The sequence below is a fragment of the Ruegeria atlantica genome (assembly GCF_013032005.1).
GTDB lineage: Bacteria > Pseudomonadota > Alphaproteobacteria > Rhodobacterales > Rhodobacteraceae > Ruegeria > Ruegeria atlantica_A.
In genome coordinates this window covers 359,319-380,662 of the sequence record NZ_WQBE01000002.1, presented here as the reverse complement: position 1 = coordinate 380,662, position 21,344 = coordinate 359,319, and the positions used below count along the sequence as shown (strand labels likewise).

The following is a 21,344-nucleotide window of genomic DNA, read 5'->3' as shown; positions in this document are numbered from 1 at the left end:
GCGTCTCCGCCGTCTCCAGCGTCCCAACACCGCCTCAGCAGCGCCGGTGAAGGGGTATTTACGGATTAGGTCTGGGACCTGCAACCCCCATTTTGAAAAAACTTCGCTTTTCCCCGCAGAAACTTACCCACCTTAATAAAATCAATAAGTTAACTTAACAATTCGTGGAAAAAACCCGCTTACAGGCCACTGAAATTGGGGGAAGGGTTGGTCTATGGGCGGAATCGTACCCAATGCTTGGTATGCGTCCGGGGCTGGGCCAAAGAAAACGCCGCCCGAGTCTCTTCGAACGGCGCAATCATTACGTTAGTCGCGTGTTTACGACAGATCGAAGCGATCCGCGTTCATCACCTTGTTCCAGGCCGAGACAAAGTCGCAGACGAATTTGCCCCCGGCATCGGCCTGACCGTAGACCTCGGCCAGCGCTCGTAGTTGCGAGTTTGACCCAAAGACCAGATCAACACGTGTTCCGGTCCACTTGACCGCCCCGCTGGCGCGGTCGCGGCCTTCATAGACGCCGTTGCCCGCAGCTTTCCACTCGGTACCCATGTCCAGCAGGTTGGTAAAGAAATCGGTGCTGAGCGTGCCGACGTTGTCAGTGAACACACCATGTGATGTGTCGCCGAACGTCGCGCCCATTACCCGAAGCCCGCCAATCAACGCCGTCATTTCCGGGGCTGACAGAGCCAGCAGCTGCGCCCGGTCGATCAACAGCTCTTCGGGCGATACGCTGTAGTCGGACTTTTGGTAGTTCCGGAAGCCGTCTGCAATTGGCTCCATCACCGAGAACGACTCGACATCCGTCTGGTCCTGCGTCGCATCTGTGCGGCCCGGGGCGAACGGCACTTGAACCTCATGACCAGCCGCTTTTGCGGCCTGTTCAATACCGGCTGCGCCGCCCAGAACGATCACATCGGCCAAAGAGACCCGTATGTTGCCCGACTGCGCATCGTTAAACGCTTTCTGAACGCCTTCCAACGCATCCAGCGCTTTGGACAGCTTCATCGGTTCGTTCACGTCCCAGTCTTTCTGCGGCGTAAGACGGATACGGGCCCCATTGGCTCCGCCACGCTTGTCCGACCCGCGGAATGTCGAGGCCGAAGCCCAAGCGGTCGACACCAGTTCAGAGACCGACAGGCCGGTTGCCAGGATCTTGCCCTTCAGGTCAGCAACGTCCGCGTCATCGATCAGGTCGTGATCCACGGCCGGTACATTGTCCTGCCACAACAACTCTTCGGTCGGGGCCTCATCACCGATATAGTTCGAGCGCGGGCCCATATCGCGGTGGGTCAGCTTGAACCAGGCACGGGCAAAGGCGTCCGCGAACTCTTCCGGGTTCTCGTGGAACCGCTTTGAGATCGGGCCATAGATCGGGTCCATGCGCATCGCCATGTCCGCCGTGGTCATCATTGTCTTGACCTTTTTCGACGGATCGTGCGCCGCGGGGGCCATATCTTCATCTTTCACGCCGACCGGTTCCCAGATCCAGGCGCCCGAGGGGCTTTTGGTCAAGTTCCAGTCATAGCCGAACAGCAGGTCGAAATAGCCATTGTCCCATTGGATCGGGTTCGCAGTCCACGCCCCTTCGATCCCGCTGGTGGTGGTGTCGTCGCCTTTGCCCGAACCGAACTTGTTGATCCAGCCAAAGCCCATTTCCTCGATCGGGGCAGCTTCGGGCTCCGGTCCAACCAGATCGGGATCACCTGCACCGTGCGCTTTACCAAAGGTGTGACCACCGGCAACCAATGCGACGGTTTCCTCATCATTCATTGCCATCCGACCAAACGTGTCGCGGATGTCACGACCAGAGGCCAACGCATCAGGCTGCCCGTCGGGGCCTTCAGGGTTCACATAGATCAGACCCATCTGCACGGCGGCCAGCGGGTTTTCCAGATCACGCTCGCCTGAATAGCGGCTGTGAGGGTTGTCTGTCGGAGCGAGCCATTCCGTTTCCGTACCCCAATAGATGTCTTCTTCGGGTGCCCAGATGTCTTCGCGGCCACCGGCAAAGCCAAAAGTCTTGCCACCCATGGATTCGATGGCGCAGTTACCGGCCAAAATAATCAGATCTGCCCAGGAAATCTGATTGCCGTATTTCTGTTTGATTGGCCACAACAGACGGCGCGCCTTGTCCAGGTTGCCGTTGTCCGGCCAGCTGTTCAGCGGCGCAAAGCGTTGGTTGCCGGTCGACGCGCCACCACGGCCATCTGCGGTCCGGTACGTTCCGGCGCTGTGCCAGGCCATCCGGATGAACAGTCCACCGTAATGACCGTAATCTGCCGGCCACCAATCCTGAGAATCCGTCATCAGCGCGTACAGGTCTTCCTTCAGCGCCTTCATGTCCAGCTTCTTGAACTCTTCCGCGTAATTAAAATCGCCCCCAAGCGGGTTCGACGCGGGCGCATGCTGGTGTAGGATCGACAGGTTCAGTTGGTTGGGCCACCAATCCCGGTTTGACCGGGTTCCGGCGCCATGCATCACCGGGCATCCGCCCGTTTTGGGGTTATCACTTCCATCCATATCGATCTCCATTCCTGGCTAATTTCCGGCAGGTTCGCACGGTTCAAACTTGGTCGATCAAGAACTCATGCAGATGACACCTTTACCCGCCCTTAACGCGCGCCCAGGGGCACGCGTTTTTCGCTCGGGGGGATCGGCGACTCTTTGGTCTTGTCACCACCAGAAGTAGCAAATCAAAATCATGCATAAAAGTTTTGTTTAATGATGAATGCGATAGGAAATGATTATGGATTTTTCATAATCCACCGCGTTCTGACCCGTTCACCGGCAGCACCACAAAATAACCTTGGGTCACATCCCAATAGCGCCAATTGTTTTTTTCGATCGCTGCGCCACAGTCAGACCCACGAAAAGTTACAGGCATAGCCATGCCCGATCCGGCACTGAGGGAGTCAAGATGGAATTCGACTACGTCATCGTTGGCGGCGGGTCCGCGGGTTCGGTACTGGCCAATCGCCTCAGCGCCGACCCAAACACCCGCGTTTGCCTGCTTGAGGCTGGCGGTCGTGGCGACAGTATTCTGGTCCGTATGCCCTCGGCCGTGGTCGCTGCCCTGCCCGGGCGGCCAAAGATCAACAACTGGGCGTTCGAGACCGTGCCGCAGCCGGGCCTGAACGGACGCCGGGGGTATCAGCCGCGCGGCAAGGCACTGGGTGGGTCCAGTGCCATCAATGCGATGCTTTACATACGGGGACAGCGTCAGGACTATGACGGCTGGTCCGATCTGGGCTGCACCGGCTGGGATTGGGAGAGCGTGCTACCCTTTTTCAAACGATCCGAGAATAATGAGGACGGAGCCGATGATCTGCATGGTGACAGCGGTCCGGTTCAGGTTTCACACCAAAAAGAGCCGCGCCCGATCACTCATGATTTCATCCGCGCAGCCGAACAATTGCAGCACCGCCGCACGCATGACTTTAACCGTGGCAACAATGAAGGGGTCGGCCTGTACCAAGTGACCCAATTTCACGACCCGGCCCGAAATGGAGAGCGTTGTTCAGCAGCTGCGGCCTATGTCTTTCCGGTGATGGACCGCCCGAACCTGAAAGTCATCACTCATGCAGTGGCAAAAGAGCTGACATTCGACGGCAAGCGCGCGAGTGGCGTGATCTACAAGAAAAAAGGCAAAGGGTCCGACATCGCGGTTACGGCCAGACAAGAAGTGCTGATTTGTGCCGGTGCGCTCAAATCTCCGCAATTGCTGCAACTGTCAGGAATTGGGGATGGCGCGGACCTTGCCCGACACGGCATCACGGTGCGCCATAACCTGCCCGGCGTTGGCCAGAACCTGCAGGATCACCTAGATTTCATTCTGTCCTACAAAACAAAAGACACTGACAATTTCGGGATCGGGGCGACCGCATCGGTGAACCTGCTGCGGCACCTGCTGCGTTGGCGTAAGACCGGCGTGTCAATGGCGGCCACGCCGTTTGCCGAAGGGGCGGCTTTTCTGAAAACATCGCCTGATCTGGATCGGCCTGATATTCAGCTGCATTTCACCATTGCGTTGGTTGATGACCATGCCCGCAAATTGCATTACGGTCACGGCTTTACTTGTCACGTCTGCAAATTGCGTCCCGAAAGCCGGGGCACGGTGGGGCTGCACAGCGCCGACCCATTCGCCGCCCCTGCCATTGATCCAGCGTTTCTGTCTGACGACCGTGATCTGGAAACACTGATCAAGGGCGCGCGGATGACGCGTGACATCATTCAGGCCCCGGCGCTGAAGAAGTATCGGCACAAGGAAATGTTCGGAACCGAAACCGCGCAAACCGATGCCGATTGGGAAAACCACATCCGCGATCGCGCCGACACGATCTATCACCCGGTCGGGACCTGCAAAATGGGTTTGGATGACATGGCCGTGGTCGACCCGGAATTGCGCGTACGCGGTATCGATGCGCTGCGCGTGATCGACGCTTCGGTTATGCCGACGCTGGTGTCCGGTAACACCAATGCGCCCACCATCATGATTGCCGAAAAGGCCGCTGAACTGATCAAGGCTGCTGGCTGAGCGTCAGGTGTCTTTCATCAGGGCCTCAAGTCCCGTGCGGTAATCAGGATAAAGCAGACGTACACCCAGTTCGTCCTTGATCCGATCATTCCTGACCCGCTTGTTTTCGTTATAGAAACTGCGGGCCATGGGGGTCAGATCAGCCTCGTCGAACGGCACCTCTGGCGGTAAGGGCAGGCCCTGCAGCTCAGCGGCATAGGCAATCACATCCTGCGGTGGCACCGGCTCATCATCGCAGACGTTATATATGGCACCAGGGTTGGGCGCGGCCATCGAGGCGGCCAGAACCTGTGCGATATCCGCGACGTGAATGCGCGAAAACACCTGACCGGGCTTGATAATACGCCGCATCCCCGCCCGCTTGAGCTTGGAAAACGGACCGCGACCGGGACCATAGATGCCCGCCAGCCGGAAAATATGTGTGGGCAGATCAGGGATGCTCATCCACTGCTGTTCAGCCTTCACCCGCCATCTGCCACGCTCAGCCGTGGGCGCAGGCGGGGTAGTTTCATCCACCCATGCACCCTGATGATCGCCATAGACTGCGGTCGTCGACAGATATCCAACCCATTCAAACTGCGCGGCCCGCGCGGCAATCTCATCCTGCAAGGCCGCCAGCACCGGGTCTCCGTTCGCTTTCGGCGCCGTCGAAATCAGCAAATGCGTCACCCCGTCCATATTCGGCACCTGCCCTGGCCAGACCAGCGAGTCTGCTCCGGATGCGCGAATAGCGGGGGATTGGGCCGGGTCGCGTGTGGTGCCGTAGATGCGCCAGCCTTGTGGATTCAGTAGCTGGGACAAGGCTTGCGCCGAATATCCATGCCCGAACGAAAAAAGAGTTCCTGTCATGGCGCCTTAGATGATCCGCAATCCCGGCGGATGCAAGCAATTGCGCCGGAATACTTGATTCGAATCCCTCAATGCGCCTTTCTTTTGGGTATGAGTGACAAAACGCCCAATCTGCACGCAGCCTATGCCCTAGACTCACCGGAAGAACACAAACGGCTCTATGCCGAGTGGGCCGGGGACTATGACGATTCCTTTGCCGCGCTGGAAGACTATCAACTGCACATCCACACGGCCCGTGCCTTTGTGAGCGCGGGTGGGCAAGGCCCGGTTCTGGATGTGGGCGCAGGCACAGGATTGTGCGGTGCGGTTCTGGCCGGTCTGGGCGTCGGGCCAATTGATGCCACGGACATCAGCGCCGAAATGCTGGATCAGGCCATGCGCAAGGATATCTACCGCGACGCGATTGAGGCCGATCTGAACCAGGGTATCCCGGTCCCGCGCGACAGCTATGCGGGCATCGTATCCTCGGGCACTTTCACCCACGGCCATCTGGGACCCGAGGCCCTGCTCGCCCTGCTGCGCATTGCCCGCCCCGGCGCACAGTTCGCCCTGTCGATCAACGCAAAACACTATGAGAAAATGGGCTTTGCCGAAACCTTGCACAAACTGGCGCAGGGCCAGATTCGAAACCTGACCCTGCCTGAGGTGCGAATCTATGGGGACCTCGCCGCAGGCCCCAACAAGGATGACACCGCTCTGATCGCCTTGTTCGAGCGGAGCTGACCTTTCAGGTATACATCTGCTTTTTGAAAGCGCGCGTCCGCGTCGTCGCTTCGGCAGAGCCGTCGTGATAGGTGCCAAACCACTTGTCGAACGGAATCTCAGAGGTGCCGTAGTTGCACTCGAAATACCGATGATGCAGCTGGTGGAAGAAGTCCCCTGCGCGGGCGGCATCGGTTTCCCGGGCACGCAGCTTTTCAAATCCGGAATGCGACAGGACCGGGCTGACCTGTTGGAAATAGGCATGGAACAGCAGGTGCAGCGGATGCGAGGGCACGATCAAGTGGATGAAGTAGGTGGTGAAATATAGGAAGTTTTCGAACCAATGGTTTGAAATGCCTGACCACGGCCCCGTATTTACGTTGCGGTGATGCACTGCATGCACGTGCTTATACAGCTTGGGGTGATGTTCTAGACGATGCACCCAGTAAAAATGCAAGCCCGACCACATTGGGATAAAAGCCAGCCAAACCACACACCAGACCGGCGCGCTGTCCCAGGTTACGGTGGGCACATAGCCGTTCGCCATGGCCCAGTAGATGATCCACTGATACACTGTCGCGACTGTCATCGCGCTGCCCAGCGTCCACCAGATATTGTCCCAAACCTGGTTGCGAAAAGTGAACGTGCCGTTGCTGCGGGTCAGGTCGCGGCGATCAAACTTCTTGTACATGCCCTGCCCTTTGCGCATGTACAGCCACCAGTGCAGACCACCCGCAATTAGAATCTGAGGCACCATGTTCAGCAGCCAAATGCGGAACATCCAGCCGGGTGCGAAGCTCTTCATCGTCTCTAACCCTGGGAAAAAGAGCGCATAGGCTGTCACCGCCAGCACCAAGCACAGCGTCAGCGACGTGATCTGCAACCAGGCACAGCTGTACCATTTCAGCACGGCAGCGGGGCGCGGGGGCCAGTTGAACAACGGGTTCAATCCCACTGGCCCCTCGGGGTGGTAATTCCAGCGGGCGGCTTCGGGGTCCTGAGTGGAATCAGTCATAGCATTACCCTTTATGAGGCGTAGTCTGAGCCATCGGCATCCAGCAGAGCCTTGATTTCACGCAGATGCGCATCGGCCTGGTCGGGATACTCGTCCAGTTCCTGTGCCGTCTTTTCGGCAATCTCATCCGACAACACGCGCAACGGCTGGCCGGTTTGCAGCGCACGGATATACGTTTCGGCCGCGCGTTCGAAATAGTACAACCGGTTGAACGCATCCGCGGGATCGCTTCCGATCACCAACACGCCATGGTTTCCCATGATCATGACCTTCTTCTGCGGATCCGACAGCATTGACGCGCAGCGCTCACCTTCACTTTCAAAGGCCAGACCACCAAATTCGTTATCCACCACATAGCGATTGTAGAAGGTGGCCGTATTCTGATCGATCGGCGGCAGGCGACTGTCGGCCAGCGAGGCCAGAACGGTGGCAAAGATCGAATGCACATGCATAACACAGCGTGCATGCGGGCAATGGCGGTGGATCGAGCCATGCAATCCCCACGCGGTTGGGTCAGGCGCACCGGGCTGGGACATGACGTCCGGGTCATTGGCATCCAGCAGCAACAGATTCGAGGCCTTGATACGGGCAAAATGCATCTGATTGGCATTCATCAGAAACTGCGTGCCATCTTCATTCACTGCCAGACTGAAATGATTGGCGACGCCTTCATGCATGTTCAGACGTTCTGTCCAACGAAAGGTGGCGGCAAGATCTACACGGTCCTCCCAGTGGTCGATATTGGGGCGCAGGTTTGTGACGGTCATTGCGGGCTCCGATAGGGTGGTTGGGGCTGCTGAAAAGCCTGCCTGCGCTTTAAAAAATTGACCAACGAAAAAAACAGACCTAATTCATAAGTTGAGCTAATGGCAGGATTATGCGAATGCAGAAACAGCTTCCTCCGCTGGGGTGGTTACGCACATTTGAAGCCGCTGCGCGCCACTTATCCTTCACCGGCGCTGCCCGCGACCTGAACATGACCCAAAGCGCGGTCAGCCAGCAGATCAAATCGTTGGAGGGATATCTGGGCCAGCCCCTGTTCCTGCGCCGCCCGCGCGCGCTGGAACTGACCGAGGCCGGCATCACCTATCTGCCGGTGGTGCGCGAGGCGTTTCGAACGCTGGTGCGCGGCACGCAAGCCGTCACAGGCGCGCAGCAAAACGCAGTTCAGGTGCAAAGCAACATCACGTTTGCCGTCAATTGGCTGGCCCCACGCCTGCCGCGATTCCGCGAGGCACACCCAGAAGTCCAACTGAACATTTTTACCGAATTATGGGAGCCGCGGGAGATGGCCGAAGGGGCCGCCGTGGAAATCCGATTTTCTCTGCGCCCATCCGATACGGTGCGAACGGAATTGCTGCGGACCGATCATTATTACCCAGTCTGTGCGCCAGGCTATGAAGTGATGCTGGACACGCTGCAACTACAGCCGTTGTTCGATTGTTCGAATCTGCTGTCAAACTGGGCAAATTGGGCCGAAGAACAGGCTCTAATTTGGGGAAATCCGCCCATCACTTACTCGACAACCTATTTGGTCAGCCTGTCCGTCGCGATGGCAGGCGGGGGGCTATGCCTGGCCCACGACACTATTGCACGCGGCTTGATCGAACAGGGGCGGCTTGTGGCTCCCTTTGCCCATCGCGCTCCAATGTCCGAAGCCTATTACCTGTTATTGTCACCCCAAGCCGAAGGAACCCCGGGGGCGCTGGCTTTTGCAGATTGGTTGCGCCGCGAGATGGAGGCAGACGCGCAGCCTTGATAAGGGGTACTCCCGCCCATCGTCACTGCCGCTGTGCGGCACTTCCTCTGGTTGGGTCCGGCAGCGCTGACGCGCTGCGTGACGGTTTCATGACAGCTGTACGGTGGGGGTTGAACCTTTCTCTGCATTCAGGAAAGTTGAGCCATGGAATACACACCTTTCCCAAGCTGGCCCGATGTCGCCCCTAAACTGATTGCCGTTGCCGCGGGACGGGAGGCCGCAGATTTGGTCATTCGCGGCGGCACTTGGGTGAATGTACATAGCCGCGAAACCCTACCCGATCACGACATTGCCATTGCCGCCGGGCGCATCGCGCATGTTGGGCCCGACGCGTCCCATTGCATTGGCCCCGACACGCAGATCATCGAAGCACATGGTCGCTATATGCTGCCGGGACTGTGCGACGCCCATATGCATATCGAATCGGGGATGTTGACCCCGGCTGAGTTTGCCCGTGCGGTGATTCCGCATGGCACCACCTCGATGTTCACCGACCCGCATGAGATTGCGAATGTGCTGGGGCTGGACGGCGTGCGCATGATGCATGATGAGGCGCTGATGCAGCCGGTGAACATCTTCACGCAGATGCCGTCATGTGCGCCGTCGGCACCGGGGCTTGAGACCACAGGTTATGAGATTACGGCTGAGGATGTGGCAGAGGCCATGAACTGGCCGGGCATCATCGGGCTGGGCGAGATGATGAATTTCCCCGGTGTTATTCACGGCGATCCAAAGATGCTGGCTGAAATCGCGGCGACTCAGCGAGCCGGGAAAACAGTCGGTGGGCATTACGCTTCGCCTGATTTAGGGCCTGATTTTGCAGCATATGTGGCCGGCGGACCAGCGGATGATCACGAAGGCACCTGCGAGGCCGATGCCATTGCCCGCGTGCGGCAGGGCATGCGGTCGATGATGCGGCTGGGCTCGGCTTGGTTTGATGTGGAAAGCCAGATCACAGCGGTCACCGATAAAGGATTGGACCCGCGCAATTTCATCCTGTGTACCGATGATTGTCATTCCGGCACCCTGGTCAATGACGGACACATGAATCGGGTTGTGCGCCATGCAATTGCTTGTGGTTGCGATCCGCTGGTGGCCTTGCAGATGGCAACGATCAACACGGCCACCCATTTCGGGTTGGAGCGTGAGATCGGTTCGATCACTCCGGGACGGCGAGCGGATATTATTCTCAGCTCGGACCTGACGGAGCTGCCCATCGAGATGGTCATTGCCCGCGGTCAGATTGCCGCCGAAAAGGACGCAATTTCAGTGGATTGCCCGCACCTGAACTGGCCGAGTACTGCGCGCGACACCGTACATTTGGGGCACGCACTGACCGGTGCGGATTTCGAAATCAATGCCCCCGCAGGTGCCAATCGTGTGCAGGCCAATGTGATTGGCGTTGTGGAAAATCAGGCCCCCACAAAGGCGCTGAAATGCGAGCTGCCAATCATCGGCGGGTTGGTCGAAGGCGAAGGCGAGGTCTGCCAGATCGCGCTGGTCGAGCGCCACCGCGCCACCGGGGGGGTGACAAACGCCTTTGTCTCGGGCTTTGGATATCAAGGCAAAATGGCGATGGCTTCGACTGTGGCGCATGACAGTCACCACATGATCGTTGTCGGCACCGACCGTGACCAGATGGCACTGGCAGCAAACCGTTTGGCCGAGGTGGGTGGCGGCATCACTATATTCCGCGATGGCGCGGAACTGGCACTGGTGGAACTGCCCATTGCAGGCCTGATGTCGGATAGCCCAGCGACTGAAGTGGCGGCGAAAGCAGAACAGATGGTCGCGGCGATGCAGGCCTGCGGCTGCCAGTTGAACAACGCGTATATGCAGCACTCGCTGCTGGCCTTAGTCGTGATTCCCGAATTGAGGATTTCAGACCTTGGGCTGGTGGATGTGCGGACCTTTGAAAAGATCGACCTTTTGGAACCCCTTGCATGACAATAATCAGAACACCCGACGTTCCTACACCCGAAAAGTTTACTGATCCCGCGGCGGCGGTGGCTCGTCTGAAACAGATTTACGATCAGGCGACCCAATTCCTCTGCGACAGCTTTGCCAAGGCAATAGAAGGGGAGACACCGACCGAACGATTTAGAGCCTATTACCCGGAAATTCGCATCAAAACGGCGACCTATGCTCAGGTCGACAGCCGGCTTAGCTTTGGTCACGTCTCTGAACCCGGCACTCATGCAACCACAGTGACACGTCCTGATTTGTTCCGCTCCTACCTGACGCAGCAGATCGCCCTTTTGATCCGCAACCATGGCCAACCAGTGTCCATCGGTGCGTCGGACACGCCGATCCCGGTGCATTTCGCTGTTGCCAACAATCCCGACCTGGTGGTTCCGCATCAGGGAGCAGCCGGGTTTACGCTGCGCGATGTGTTCGACGTGCCGGATCTGACAACAACCAATGATGACATCGTTAACGGGGTTCATGATCACGAAGGGGATCACGGCCCGCTGGCCTTGTTCACCGCGCAACGGGTGGATTATTCGCTGGCACGGCTGGCGCATTATACGGCGACCGATCCCAGCCATTTCCAGAACCACGTGTTGTTCACCAACTACCAGTTCTATGTGTCTGAATTCGAAAACTACGCCCGATCACAGCTGGCCGATCCGGAAAGCGGCTATACCAGCTTTGTTTCAACCGGAAATGTCGAGATCACCTCGCCAGATGGCACATTGGACCAACCCCTGAAACTGCCGCAAATGCCGACCTATCACCTCAAACGCGAGGATGGGTCCGGGATTACTCTGGTCAATATCGGGGTGGGGCCGTCGAACGCCAAAACAGCCACCGACCATATTGCCGTCCTGCGCCCGCATGCCTGGTTGATGGTGGGCCATTGCGCCGGGTTACGGAACACGCAGGCATTGGGGGATTTTGTGCTGGCCCATGCCTATCTACGCGAAGACAAGGTACTGGACGACGACCTACCCGTCTGGGTGCCGATCCCGCCCCTGGCCGAGGTTCAGGTCGCGTTGGAACGCGCCGTGGCCGAAGTCACCGAACTGGAAGGCTATGAACTCAAGCGGATCATGCGGACAGGTACCGTCGCCTCGGTCGACAACCGCAACTGGGAACTGCGCGACCAGTCCGGCCCAGTCCAACGCCTCAGCCAATCCCGCGCGATTGCGCTGGATATGGAAAGCGCCACCATCGCCGCCAATGGCTATCGGTTCCGGGTTCCATACGGCACATTGCTGTGTGTGTCCGACAAACCGCTGCATGGTGAATTGAAGCTTCCCGGGATGGCGTCGGCGTTCTATACCACTCAGGTCAGCCGCCATCTGGCGATCGGAATCCGTGCGATGGAACACCTGCGCGGCATGCCGTTAGAGCGTCTGCACAGCCGGAAATTGCGTTCATTTGACGAAACGGCCTTTCTCTGAAGCAAAAAAGCAACGAAATCCCCCTATTTTTAGGGTTTTCGACGCTACTATTCGTTGTGTTCGCCCACAATATCCCGTTACAGTTACGCGGTGAGGCCCTATTTATCGGGCACGTTAAGGAGACCAAGAAATGGCAAAGCCTATGACAAAGACTCAGCTGGTTGCTGCTCTCGCTGAGGAAATGGGAACCGACAAGAAAGCTGCAAACGCTGCGCTTGAGGCCGTGACCGGCCTGATCACCCGCGAAGTGTCGGCTGGTGGTGCGGTAACCCTGCCCGGTGTTGGCAAAATCTACTGCCGCGAGCGCCCCGAGCGCATGGTGCGCAACCCCGCCACCGGCGAGCAGTTCAAGAAAGAGGCCGACAAGGTGGTCAAGATGACCATCGCGAAGGCTCTGAAAGACAGCGTGAACGGCTGATCCCAGTTTTTACGGACAAGCGATTGAGGGCCGCCGGTTGGGGGCCCTTTTTCTTTGAGCCAATTTGTTCGATCCCGCTTGTCCGCTTTGAGCCCAAACTACCTGATGCTTCACGTCGTACGAATGTCTGGTTTTATTCCGGAACCAAGAACGAAACTACTGATATTCGATTCCGTCCCCGTTAAGGTATCGCCACATCCGCCAACCGCGCCCGATAGAATAAATCGGTCGTGGCCGCTCCAAGCTCGATGAATTCGCATGTGGTGTATTCGTAGTCGCTTAGCCCTTCGCACGCGGGAACATTATCGAACGTGTCCCGTGCCCTCACTAACGCGCGTTTGTATCCGCGCGCCCGAAATCCACTGCCTTGAATCTCAGGCGGCAGAAGTGGCATGAGCTCGTCATAAAATTTCCGCATCGATGCAACTAAATCGGACAAGCATGAGCCTGTTTCACTGTCGATATGGACGCAGATGTCTCCAGCTACGCCAACACACTGCTGCTGCATCCATCCACGATAGCGCAAATCCAAAGGTTCAATTCCCTTCAGGCATGAGATGATGTCCGGTGTTGGCAGTTCGTTGTCGGCGTAAGCCGGGCCAGAAGCCGCTGCAAAAATGATCCAAAGTGAAACCAATGTTCTAACCATATCATCACCTTGGTTGACTGGCCCAGACTGGTCAACACGACAATCATGCAAAGCACACTAGCGCCCCTATAAACCGAATACCAAGTTACAGAGATTACAAGAGACACATTTCCGGAAGCGGCCTTTGGATTCGTCGCAGCCAATTGTCGCTTTGTCCGCATTGCAGACACTGCCATGAATAGAAGCCATCAAAAAAAGGGCGCCGAAGCGCCCTTATGTGTTTCTATTTCATGGTTGATCAGTGAACCGTCTCAACCTTGTGGAAGTCCAGATCGCGGTCTTCAGGCATCGAATCGATGCTCAGTACCTCTTTGCGCTTGGCGATCAGGATATAGACCACGCAGGCCAGGTACAGGCCGACGACCACCGCTCCGATCCATTGGATCTGCAACCACTGGCTCTGGAACAACAGGGTCAGCACGAACAGCAGCACGACATTGCCTGCGACATAAATCGCCTTGCCAAACCGCTCGACCGTCATGTTCAGGTTGTCGGTATAGAGCCTAATAAGCGAGTCCAGCGAGTTGATCACGAAGGTCACGCCCACAATCACCATCGCGATGTTGGTGATGCCTGCGGTGCTGATGCCGTTCAGGTGGTAGTAGTAGAGAACGGTGAACCAGATCGCCAACGGGATCGACGGGAAGATCAGCAGTGCCGCCAGCAATTGCCAGGTCTTCAACCCACCCACAAAGCGCGAGGTGAACTGGCCAATCATGATCGACCACGCAAACCACCAGAACAGGTAGAAGGCGTGATAGTCGGTCAGCGGCAGGACGAATTTGTGCAGGTTGGCGAAATAGGCCCCGATATTGCTGCTGGTTTCCGCAAAACCGGTAAAGCCCATGCCAGCTGCAACCCACATGCCAAGGATCAGCGCCAGAAACAGAAAGGTCGAGCCCACCGAAAGGATACGCACGTATTTCAGGTCGGTCGACGAATAGGCCGCCGCCAGAATGACCACAAATACGATGACATAGAAGGTGGTGACCACGGATTCGCCGTCTCCGACCTCGGGCAGGTAGCCGGGCAGGTAGATCAGGAACAGGCTGGCGGTAAAGGCGCAGGTGCCGATGATCACCACGTTGTTGATCAGCTTGACCAGCGGGATCTCAAAGAACTTGACCCGCGGTTCGATCACGCAGAAGTAGAACGCGGTCAGGAAATAGAAGGCCCAGATCAGAAAACCCCAGAAGCCGAACTCGATCGCCAGCGGATTGGCAAAGGCATAGGCTGGATCTTCGGCATAGCCGCCGAACTCGGTCAGCGGGAACATGATCAGGCCGACATCCAGACCGGATGTGAACAGGATCGCGATGAAGGTGAACAGATGAACAGGCGTCACACCGACGCAGCGCAGATTCCACCATTTCACTACGAAGAAAGCGACCAGGCCCAAAGCCAATAGGACGCCAAAAGACAGAATGTATTCCAGAAGCACTGACAAACCTCCCATAATCAGCCAGATTTTTCGCATTTATCTTTAATTGGCGGGTCAATCAATAAAAACGTCGCAGTTTTCACGCTTGCCCCAAAGGTGTGGTTTTTTGGCAAGGGGCGCTTGCGGCCTGATGGAAATTCGGAAACAGTCGCCGCGTTCTGACTGGGGGATGCTCAATGGATCTGCGCGCCATCGCCATGGGGCTGGTTTTTGCTTTTATCTGGTCCTCGGCTTTCACCTCAGCCCGGATCATCGTTGCCGATGCGTCGCCTCTGTTCTCGCTGGCACTGCGGTTCTTGATATCGGGATTGATAGGCGTGGCTATCGCACGGACCATGGGGCAAAGCTGGCACCTGACCCGATCCCAGTGGCGCGCTACAATTCTGTTCGGAATTTGCCAGAATGCCCTTTATTTGGGTCTGAATTTCTATGCGATGCAAACAGTCGAAGCCTCGGTGGCGGCTATAATCGCGTCCACCATGCCGTTACTGGTCGCTTTGGCCGGATGGTTGTTTTTGGGTGAAAAGCTGCGCCCGGTTGCGGTGCTGGGTCTGATCGCCGGATTTGCTGGCGTCGCCCTGATCATGAGCACCCGCATCGGCGGTGGCCTCGACCTGTTTGGTGTGGCTTTGTGTTGTATCGGGGCACTGGCGCTGACTTTTGCCACACTGACCATCCGCGGCGCCACATCGGGCGGCAATTTCATGATGGTAGTCGGATTGCAGATGCTTGTGGGCTCAGCCGTTCTGTTTGTTGCCGCCCCCATATTCGAGACGATCTTTATCCACCCAACCGTGCCCTTGGCGATGGCCTTCACCTATACCACTTTGTTCCCGGGCCTGTTGGCCACGCTAATCTGGGTTCTGCTGCTGGACCGGATCGGAGCCACCCGCGCGGCGACCTTCCATTTCCTCAACCCGGTCTTCGGCGTTACCATCGCCGCTATTCTATTGGGTGAAAAGCTAGGCCCGCTGGATGCTGTCGGGGTTGGGATCACGACACTGGGCATTTTAGCGGTGCAGCTTTCCCGCCAACCTGCTCAGGGCAAAAAAGCCTCGACCTGACGCAGCAGCTTGGGTGAGTCCGGTTTCACATTTGCACCATATGTAACGACGACTTCCCCGTTGGGATCGAGCAATATTTTGTTAAAATTCCAACCAGGCTCAAATCCGGTTTGCGCCTTTACCTCCTTGTAAAATGGATGGGCATCGGCACCCCTGACCGGCGTAATATCCGTCATTGGCAATGTTAGTCCATAATTCAACTCGCAGAACTGCCGGACTTCTTCAGCAGACCCTAACTCCTGATTGAACGAGTCTGACGGCACGGCCAAAACCACAAGTCCGCGGTTAGAATAAACCTCATGCACCTTTTGCAGAGCTTCATATTGTCCGGTAAATCCGCAGTGTGACGCAGTGTTGACGACAAGAACCGGTTGTCCCCTCCAATCTGCAATCGAAATGGTGCCACCATCGATTGACGCGAATTCTCCACCCAGCGGCGCGGCCTGAACGGCGCGACCAAGCATTATCAAAGCCGTTAGTAGAAGCATTCTGATCATTACATGGCCTCCCTTTGCTCTCATTACGTACGGAAACCGATTGCAGATCACCTGCACGACTGCGCGAGGACACTGAAATAGGGCTTTGAATTCTGCACCCCTGCCCCCAGATTATGCCACAAGTTTAATGACCGGAGGACCCATGACCCAATTCACTAAATCCCCCGAGGCCATCGCGGCATTGTCGCCCGAAGAGTTTCACGTCACGCAGCGCAGCGGAACTGAGCGCCCGGGCACCGGCAAATACCTGAGCAACAAGGAACCGGGTATTTACGTGGACATCGTCTCGGGCGAGCCGTTGTTCGCCTCGACCCACAAATACGAATCCGGTTGCGGCTGGCCCAGTTTCACAAAGCCCATCATCCATGAGCATGTGGAGGAGTTTCACGACGCCACCCATGGTATGATCCGCACCGAAGTCCGCTCGAAACATGGCGACAGCCATCTGGGGCATGTGTTCCCGGACGGCCCGCGTGAACATGGCGGGCTGCGCTACTGTATCAACTCTGCCGCCTTGCGATTCATTCATCGCGATGAGATGGAGGCCGAAGGTTATGGCGAGTACTTGATCCATGTGGAGGACATCAAATGACCGAACAACGCGCCGTTCTTGCCGGGGGCTGTTTCTGGGGCATGCAAGACTTGATCCGCAAATTGCCGGGCGTGTCGCGCACGCGCGTTGGCTATACTGGCGGTGACGTGCCCAATGCCACCTATCGCAATCACGGCACCCATGCCGAAGGGATTGAGATCTTTTTCGATCCAGCCAAGATAACCTATCGCGAATTGCTGGAGTTTTTCTTTCAGATCCACGACCCGACCACGCCGAACCGTCAGGGCAATGATCGCGGGATGAGCTATCGCTCGGCCATCTATTTTGTCGATGACGAGCAAAAACAAGTGGCGCTGGATACGATCGCCGATGTGAATGCCAGCGGTCTGTGGCCCGGCAAAGTGGTGACCGAGGTCGAGACCGTCAGTGATTTCTGGGACGCCGAGCCCGAACATCAGGATTACCTGGAACGTATCCCAAACGGTTACACTTGCCACTTCCCGCGCGCGGGGTGGGTTCTGCCCAAACGCGACGCGGCTGAATAATACGGGTAGCCCCCTGCGGGGCTATTCCGACGCAACGCGGGGCCTGCCACTGGCCTCAACGGTGACCATAGCCTCGACGAATACCTCCTGCGCTTCGATACGGGCAGTGCGGATGTCCCGGTCAACCACGACCCGTATATCCGCAGCCCCGGCCTGACGCACAGCGCCCTCTGCCTCGTCCCGCAGCACCGATTCAAGCATGTCCAGCGCCTTGTCGGACTCGGTGAAATCCTGTGGACCGTCCTCAAGATGTACCCTGAACCGCCCCTCGGACGGGGATGTCACCGTGCCGGACCGGCGCAGGGTCAGCCGTCCGACCACAGCACCGATGGCGTTGGCCACGCCCGCGTGTTCAGGCAGGATCATGCGGGCGTGCAGTCGTTCCCCAACCGCTGGGTAATAGCTGGGGGCCGAGGCCCCAAGACCCACCACATCCACATTCAACGCTGTATCCAGCGCCAAAAGTCCACGATGGCGCGCCAGCCCTTTTTGCGTCAGAACGTGACGGGCAAGATCGGCAGAAGGCACGCCAAAGTCATCGGCCTCTTCAGCAAAAGCACTCTCTAACAAGGTCAACGCAGTCTGTTCGGTCAACTGGTCCACGATCATCTGCGCCAGCTTTTCCGGGGATGCGGCCAACATGTCGCCGGTTCCCACACGTTTGCGCGCGACAATCTCCAACGCTTTACGCGCCGCATCCGCATCCCACGCATCCAGCCGGCCCAACATATGGCTGGCATCCGAAGGCGTCACGCCAGAGACCTGAACGATCCCGCGATCCACCAGGCGCATCAGGGCACCGTTTTCCATCCGGGTGCGCAACAGGTCACTCAGCGGCATGACATTATTGCCCAACCGCTCCATCAACGCCTCTTCCCGCGCGCCCAGGCCTTCGGCGTGGATGCCTGGGACCTGGCGGGCAAACCGGGTATCATGTTCGCCCACCGTTGTGGACCGCAATTGCATATCCAATACCGCGTGGACAACATCTGGTGCCTCAGATGCAATCAGGGAAACCGGCAAAACCCGTCGCGGCCCCAAAAACACACCGCCACCCAAACCTTCGGTCACCACATGCATCTGACTGTCACCACCCAGACCATGGGTACGCATCGCCACGGCTTCAACCATGGTGCGGAAACCGCCGACCTGCGCGCCCGCTGGGTCAATTGCAGGTTTGCCATCGCGGATCAGGGCCACATCCGTGGTCGTTCCACCGATATCCGACACCAGCGCATTCTGTGCCCCGGTCAGCCAACTGGCTCCGACGATAGACGCAGCAGGTCCGCTGAGGATGGTCTCAATCGGGCGTTCCCTTGCCTGTTCGGCACTCATCAACGCACCATCTCCACGCACAACCATCATCGGCGCGGTGATGCCCAGTTCCAGCAACCGATCCTGTGCGCGCCCGATCAAACGGTCGATCATCCCGATCAAACGGGCGTTCAATACCGCCGTCACCGCCCGTTTCGGGCCGTTCAATTTGGCTGACAGATGATGTGAGCATGTCACCGGTGCGCCGGTCCTGTCGGTGATGATCCGTGCGGCCTCCAGCTCATGTGCGGGGTTGCGGGTGGCGAATTGCGAGGCCACCGCAAAGCCAGATATACCTTTATGAGAGTCTAAAAATGCTACCAACGCGGTCACATCCAACGGCGTGGTCTCTCCCCCGGCATGGGTGTGACCCCCGGAAATTACCAGCGCCGGATCGCCCTTCAGCGCATCCCGCAATCCGTGCTTATCCAGATCGCCATCCTTGAAACCGATATAGATTAACGCAACCCGTCCACCCTGCCCCTCAACCAGCGCATTCGTGGCCAGTGTGGTCGACAAGGACGCCATGGAAATCTGCCCCGGCGCCACCTGCGCCGCATCCAGAACCGCCTGAATAGCCTTACCCACACCGATCGCCAGATCAGCTCGCGTGGTCAGGGACTTGGCCGAGGCGATCACCTCTCGCTCATCCCGGATCAGCACCGCGTCGGTGTAAGTTCCACCCGTATCCACCCCCAAAGCCAGCGCCATCGGGTTCTCCTTCCTGTTCGCTGCTGATGGGTGTAGCGGTTTGGACCGACACGTCCAGCCTGTTTGCGGCACTTACGCCAGTTGTTCGACCGCCCAGCGCGCGGCATCCGCCACCGTTGGGTCTGGATCTTCCACCAATCCTTGCGCCACCGGTCGCAACGAAGCCATTCCCGAATTGCCGATAGCATACAGAACATTACGCACAAACCGATCGCGCCCGATCCGTTTGATGGGCGACCCGGAAAACTTCGCCCGAAACGCGGCATCGTCCAATACCGCCAACTCAGCCAGGGGTGGCGCTTTCAGATCGTCCCGTGCGGCGTACCGGACATCGCTGGCCGCAACGGCGAATTTGTTCCACGGACAGGCCGCCAGACAATCGTCGCACCCGTAAATCCGATTGCCCAGCTTGCCGCGCAGGTCTTCCTCAATCGGACCTTTATGTTCGATTGTCAGATACGAAATGCAGCGCCGCGCATCCAACTGATACGGGGCCGGAAACGCATCCGTTGGACATGAATCCAAACAAGCCCGGCATTTTCCACAATGATCTGTTTCGGCCACGTCGACCGGCAAGTCCAATGTCGTGAAAACAGAGCCTATAAAGGCCCAATTTCCCCAATCTCGGCTGACAAGGTTGGTATGTTTCCCCTGCCAACCCAGCCCTGCGGCATGGCCTAACGCCTTCTCTGGAACAGGCGCGGTATCAACAAAGACCTTAACTTCTCCGCCGCTTTCGGCAATCAGCCAGCGCGCCAGCCGCTTCAGCCGTTTTTTGACCAGATCATGATAATCCTTGTTCTGCGCATAAACAGAAATCGCTGCCCTGTCCGGGTAATCGAATACGTCCGTTGGATCATGCTCGGGCGCATAGCTTTCAGCCAGCATGATCACCGACCGCGCCTCGGGCCACAGGGCCGCCGGATCACCCCGCCAATGGGTACGCTCAGCCATCCATCCCATCTGCCCATGATACTCAGCCTGAAGAAATGCCTCCAGCCGTGACGGCACCTGCGGTACATCCCAGGGTCGACAGATCCGGCAAGACACAAAGCCCTCGCTCAGTGCCTGCGCCACCAACTTTTCCTTTAGATCCGATCCGCTCTTCATCTGGCTAAAAATATCCTTGGGGGTGAATTGGCCTATAGGGCCAAAAAGGGGCAGACAGCCCTTGTTCTACCCTATCAGAAATCCAGATCGGCGTAATGCGCAGGGGGTCGGAATCCAGGCACCTGATCCGCAAGAATCGACCGAAACGCGGGGCGTGACTTGATCTTGGCATACCAGTCTTTCACCGCTTGCGATCTATTCCAGTCCACGTCCGAGATATAATCCAGCGCTGACAAATGCGCAGCAGCGGCAAAATCGGCCAATGTCATCTGATCCCCCGCCAGCCAACGGCGGTGATCCAAAAGCCAGGCCATGTAGTCCAGATGATATTTGATTGCCCGCGCGCCTTCCTTGACGTTCTTGCTGTCCGGATAGCCTTCACCGGTGACTTTCTTGTTCACCCGTTCATAAAGCAGTTTCGAGGTCACCTCGTGGTGGAACTTATCATCGAACCATCCCACCAGACGCCGCACTTCGTACCGGCTTTCGGGTGTTTTCGGCATCAACGCAGGCTCCGGACGCGTTTCCTCGATATATTCACAAATCGCCGCGCTTTCCGCCATCACCTGCCCGTCCAACCGTAACACCGGCACCTTTCCGGCAGGGTTGCGGCGCAGGAAATCCGGGTCTTTCTCCCAGTATTTCTCTTCGACCAGCTCAACCTCGATCTTCTTTTCCGCCAAAGACAGACGAACCTTGCGGCAATAAGGGGACAGGGGAACGTGAAACAAACGCGCCATGAGCTTCCAATCGAACCAGTGTATACCCCCCAGCTT

Annotated in this window: 19 protein-coding genes; 9 read left to right on the top strand and 10 right to left on the bottom strand. The window is 57.6% G+C overall.

Annotated features, from left to right (window positions below; genetic code table 11):
• Positions 1 to 318 precede the first annotated feature (318 nt).
• The gene (gene katG, locus GOX21_RS07720; protein WP_170376705.1) at positions 319 to 2,520 is read right to left on the bottom strand and encodes a catalase/peroxidase HPI; all 2,202 of its coding nucleotides are present in this window, start codon (positions 2,518 to 2,520) and stop codon (positions 319 to 321) included.
• 397 nt (positions 2,521 to 2,917) lie between these two features.
• Here katG and GOX21_RS07715 point away from each other — a divergent pair, with 397 nt between their 5' ends.
• Positions 2,918 to 4,534: a GMC family oxidoreductase gene (locus tag GOX21_RS07715; RefSeq protein WP_170376702.1), complete on the top strand. Its 1,617-nt coding sequence runs from the start codon at positions 2,918 to 2,920 to the stop codon at positions 4,532 to 4,534.
• A 3-nt stretch (positions 4,535 to 4,537) separates the two neighbouring features.
• On the opposite strand, the gene GOX21_RS07710 is transcribed toward GOX21_RS07715, so the two are convergent.
• A complete protein-coding gene (locus GOX21_RS07710; RefSeq protein ID WP_170376699.1) occupies positions 4,538 to 5,383 on the bottom strand; it encodes an SDR family oxidoreductase in 846 nt (281 codons plus the stop codon).
• Between the two features lie 90 nt (positions 5,384 to 5,473).
• Here GOX21_RS07710 and GOX21_RS07705 point away from each other — a divergent pair, with 90 nt between their 5' ends.
• The gene (locus tag GOX21_RS07705; protein ID WP_170376693.1) at positions 5,474 to 6,106 is read left to right on the top strand and encodes a class I SAM-dependent DNA methyltransferase; all 633 of its coding nucleotides are present in this window, start codon (positions 5,474 to 5,476) and stop codon (positions 6,104 to 6,106) included.
• A gap of 4 nt (positions 6,107 to 6,110) precedes the next feature.
• Here GOX21_RS07705 and GOX21_RS07700 read toward each other — a convergent pair whose 3' ends face one another.
• On the bottom strand, positions 6,111 to 7,100 hold the full coding sequence (locus GOX21_RS07700) for a sterol desaturase family protein (RefSeq protein ID WP_170376690.1): 990 nt from the start codon (positions 7,098 to 7,100) through the stop codon (positions 6,111 to 6,113).
• Between the two features lie 11 nt (positions 7,101 to 7,111).
• Positions 7,112 to 7,867 carry a class II aldolase and adducin N-terminal domain-containing protein gene (locus tag GOX21_RS07695; protein WP_170376687.1) on the bottom strand — a complete coding sequence of 252 codons (756 nt, stop codon included), beginning with the start codon at positions 7,865 to 7,867 and terminating at the stop codon, positions 7,112 to 7,114.
• 116 nt (positions 7,868 to 7,983) lie between these two features.
• Between GOX21_RS07695 and GOX21_RS07690 the strand changes: the two genes are divergently transcribed.
• From GOX21_RS07690 to GOX21_RS07675, 4 genes are all read left to right on the top strand, one after another.
• On the top strand, positions 7,984 to 8,859 hold the full coding sequence (locus tag GOX21_RS07690; RefSeq protein ID WP_170376684.1) for a LysR family transcriptional regulator: 876 nt from the start codon (positions 7,984 to 7,986) through the stop codon (positions 8,857 to 8,859).
• Between the two features lie 144 nt (positions 8,860 to 9,003).
• Positions 9,004 to 10,806 (top strand): adenine deaminase, encoded by a 1,803-nt coding sequence (gene ade, locus GOX21_RS07685; protein WP_170376682.1) that lies wholly within the window; start codon positions 9,004 to 9,006, stop codon positions 10,804 to 10,806.
• Positions 10,803 to 12,266, top strand: a complete 1,464-nt coding sequence (locus tag GOX21_RS07680; protein ID WP_170376680.1) for an AMP nucleosidase — start codon at positions 10,803 to 10,805, stop codon at positions 12,264 to 12,266. Before ade ends, GOX21_RS07680 begins: the two co-directional genes overlap by 4 nt.
• A gap of 130 nt (positions 12,267 to 12,396) precedes the next feature.
• Entirely contained in the window at positions 12,397 to 12,684 is a 288-nt protein-coding gene (locus GOX21_RS07675) for an HU family DNA-binding protein (protein WP_170349467.1), read from the top strand.
• Positions 12,685 to 12,865: 181 nt separating this feature from the next.
• Here GOX21_RS07675 and GOX21_RS07670 read toward each other — a convergent pair whose 3' ends face one another.
• Together GOX21_RS07670 and GOX21_RS07665 are read right to left on the bottom strand one after the other, a co-directional pair.
• Positions 12,866 to 13,333: a hypothetical protein gene (locus GOX21_RS07670; protein ID WP_170376677.1), complete on the bottom strand. Its 468-nt coding sequence runs from the start codon at positions 13,331 to 13,333 to the stop codon at positions 12,866 to 12,868.
• 238 nt (positions 13,334 to 13,571) lie between these two features.
• Positions 13,572 to 14,789 (bottom strand): BCCT family transporter, encoded by a 1,218-nt coding sequence (locus GOX21_RS07665; RefSeq protein WP_437436467.1) that lies wholly within the window; start codon positions 14,787 to 14,789, stop codon positions 13,572 to 13,574.
• Positions 14,790 to 14,950: 161 nt separating this feature from the next.
• Between GOX21_RS07665 and GOX21_RS07660 the strand changes: the two genes are divergently transcribed.
• Positions 14,951 to 15,838 (top strand): DMT family transporter, encoded by an 888-nt coding sequence (locus tag GOX21_RS07660; protein ID WP_170376674.1) that lies wholly within the window; start codon positions 14,951 to 14,953, stop codon positions 15,836 to 15,838.
• Here GOX21_RS07660 and GOX21_RS07655 read toward each other — a convergent pair.
• Positions 15,814 to 16,335: a glutathione peroxidase gene (locus GOX21_RS07655; protein WP_170376672.1), complete on the bottom strand. Its 522-nt coding sequence runs from the start codon at positions 16,333 to 16,335 to the stop codon at positions 15,814 to 15,816. The two genes, GOX21_RS07660 and GOX21_RS07655, sit on opposite strands and share 25 nt — an antisense overlap.
• Positions 16,336 to 16,477: 142 nt before the next feature.
• Here GOX21_RS07655 and msrB point away from each other — a divergent pair, with 142 nt between their 5' ends.
• Positions 16,478 to 16,927, top strand: coding sequence for a peptide-methionine (R)-S-oxide reductase MsrB (msrB, locus tag GOX21_RS07650; RefSeq protein WP_170349474.1), 450 nt, complete (start codon positions 16,478 to 16,480; stop codon positions 16,925 to 16,927).
• A complete protein-coding gene (gene msrA / locus GOX21_RS07645) occupies positions 16,924 to 17,433 on the top strand; it encodes a peptide-methionine (S)-S-oxide reductase MsrA (RefSeq protein WP_170376669.1) in 510 nt (169 codons plus the stop codon). The genes msrB and msrA overlap by 4 nt, the downstream gene beginning before the upstream one ends.
• A gap of 21 nt (positions 17,434 to 17,454) precedes the next feature.
• Here msrA and GOX21_RS07640 read toward each other — a convergent pair whose 3' ends face one another.
• The 3 genes from GOX21_RS07640 to fzlA all read right to left on the bottom strand — a co-directional run bounded on the left by GOX21_RS07640 (position 17,455) and on the right by fzlA (position 21,308).
• Positions 17,455 to 19,458, bottom strand: a complete 2,004-nt coding sequence (locus GOX21_RS07640) for a hydantoinase/oxoprolinase family protein (RefSeq protein ID WP_170376667.1) — start codon at positions 19,456 to 19,458, stop codon at positions 17,455 to 17,457.
• 72 nt (positions 19,459 to 19,530) lie between these two features.
• A complete protein-coding gene (queG, locus tag GOX21_RS07635; protein WP_170376664.1) occupies positions 19,531 to 20,568 on the bottom strand; it encodes a tRNA epoxyqueuosine(34) reductase QueG in 1,038 nt (345 codons plus the stop codon).
• Between the two features lie 74 nt (positions 20,569 to 20,642).
• Positions 20,643 to 21,308, bottom strand: coding sequence for an FtsZ-binding protein FzlA (gene fzlA, locus GOX21_RS07630; protein WP_170349481.1), 666 nt, complete (start codon positions 21,306 to 21,308; stop codon positions 20,643 to 20,645).
• Positions 21,309 to 21,344 lie beyond the last annotated feature (36 nt).

What these genes read in the sequence shown, in the direction of transcription:
- katG (WP_170376705.1), bottom strand. Translation starts at nt 2,520, where the DNA reads ATGGATGGAAGTGATAACCCCAAAACGGGCGGATGCCCGGTGATGCAT.
- GOX21_RS07715 (WP_170376702.1), top strand. Translation starts at nt 2,918, where the DNA reads ATGGAATTCGACTACGTCATCGTTGGCGGCGGGTCCGCGGGTTCGGTA.
- GOX21_RS07710 (WP_170376699.1), bottom strand. Translation starts at nt 5,383, where the DNA reads ATGACAGGAACTCTTTTTTCGTTCGGGCATGGATATTCGGCGCAAGCC.
- GOX21_RS07705 (WP_170376693.1), top strand. Translation starts at nt 5,474, where the DNA reads ATGAGTGACAAAACGCCCAATCTGCACGCAGCCTATGCCCTAGACTCA.
- GOX21_RS07700 (WP_170376690.1), bottom strand. Translation starts at nt 7,100, where the DNA reads ATGACTGATTCCACTCAGGACCCCGAAGCCGCCCGCTGGAATTACCAC.
- GOX21_RS07695 (WP_170376687.1), bottom strand. Translation starts at nt 7,867, where the DNA reads ATGACCGTCACAAACCTGCGCCCCAATATCGACCACTGGGAGGACCGT.
- GOX21_RS07690 (WP_170376684.1), top strand. Translation starts at nt 7,984, where the DNA reads ATGCAGAAACAGCTTCCTCCGCTGGGGTGGTTACGCACATTTGAAGCC.
- ade (WP_170376682.1), top strand. Translation starts at nt 9,004, where the DNA reads ATGGAATACACACCTTTCCCAAGCTGGCCCGATGTCGCCCCTAAACTG.
- GOX21_RS07680 (WP_170376680.1), top strand. Translation starts at nt 10,803, where the DNA reads ATGACAATAATCAGAACACCCGACGTTCCTACACCCGAAAAGTTTACT.
- GOX21_RS07675 (WP_170349467.1), top strand. Translation starts at nt 12,397, where the DNA reads ATGGCAAAGCCTATGACAAAGACTCAGCTGGTTGCTGCTCTCGCTGAG.
- GOX21_RS07670 (WP_170376677.1), bottom strand. Translation starts at nt 13,333, where the DNA reads ATGGTTAGAACATTGGTTTCACTTTGGATCATTTTTGCAGCGGCTTCT.
- GOX21_RS07665 (WP_437436467.1), bottom strand. Translation starts at nt 14,789, where the DNA reads ATGGGAGGTTTGTCAGTGCTTCTGGAATACATTCTGTCTTTTGGCGTC.
- GOX21_RS07660 (WP_170376674.1), top strand. Translation starts at nt 14,951, where the DNA reads ATGGATCTGCGCGCCATCGCCATGGGGCTGGTTTTTGCTTTTATCTGG.
- GOX21_RS07655 (WP_170376672.1), bottom strand. Translation starts at nt 16,335, where the DNA reads ATGATCAGAATGCTTCTACTAACGGCTTTGATAATGCTTGGTCGCGCC.
- msrB (WP_170349474.1), top strand. Translation starts at nt 16,478, where the DNA reads ATGACCCAATTCACTAAATCCCCCGAGGCCATCGCGGCATTGTCGCCC.
- msrA (WP_170376669.1), top strand. Translation starts at nt 16,924, where the DNA reads ATGACCGAACAACGCGCCGTTCTTGCCGGGGGCTGTTTCTGGGGCATG.
- GOX21_RS07640 (WP_170376667.1), bottom strand. Translation starts at nt 19,458, where the DNA reads ATGGCGCTGGCTTTGGGGGTGGATACGGGTGGAACTTACACCGACGCG.
- queG (WP_170376664.1), bottom strand. Translation starts at nt 20,568, where the DNA reads ATGAAGAGCGGATCGGATCTAAAGGAAAAGTTGGTGGCGCAGGCACTG.
- fzlA (WP_170349481.1), bottom strand. Translation starts at nt 21,308, where the DNA reads ATGGCGCGTTTGTTTCACGTTCCCCTGTCCCCTTATTGCCGCAAGGTT.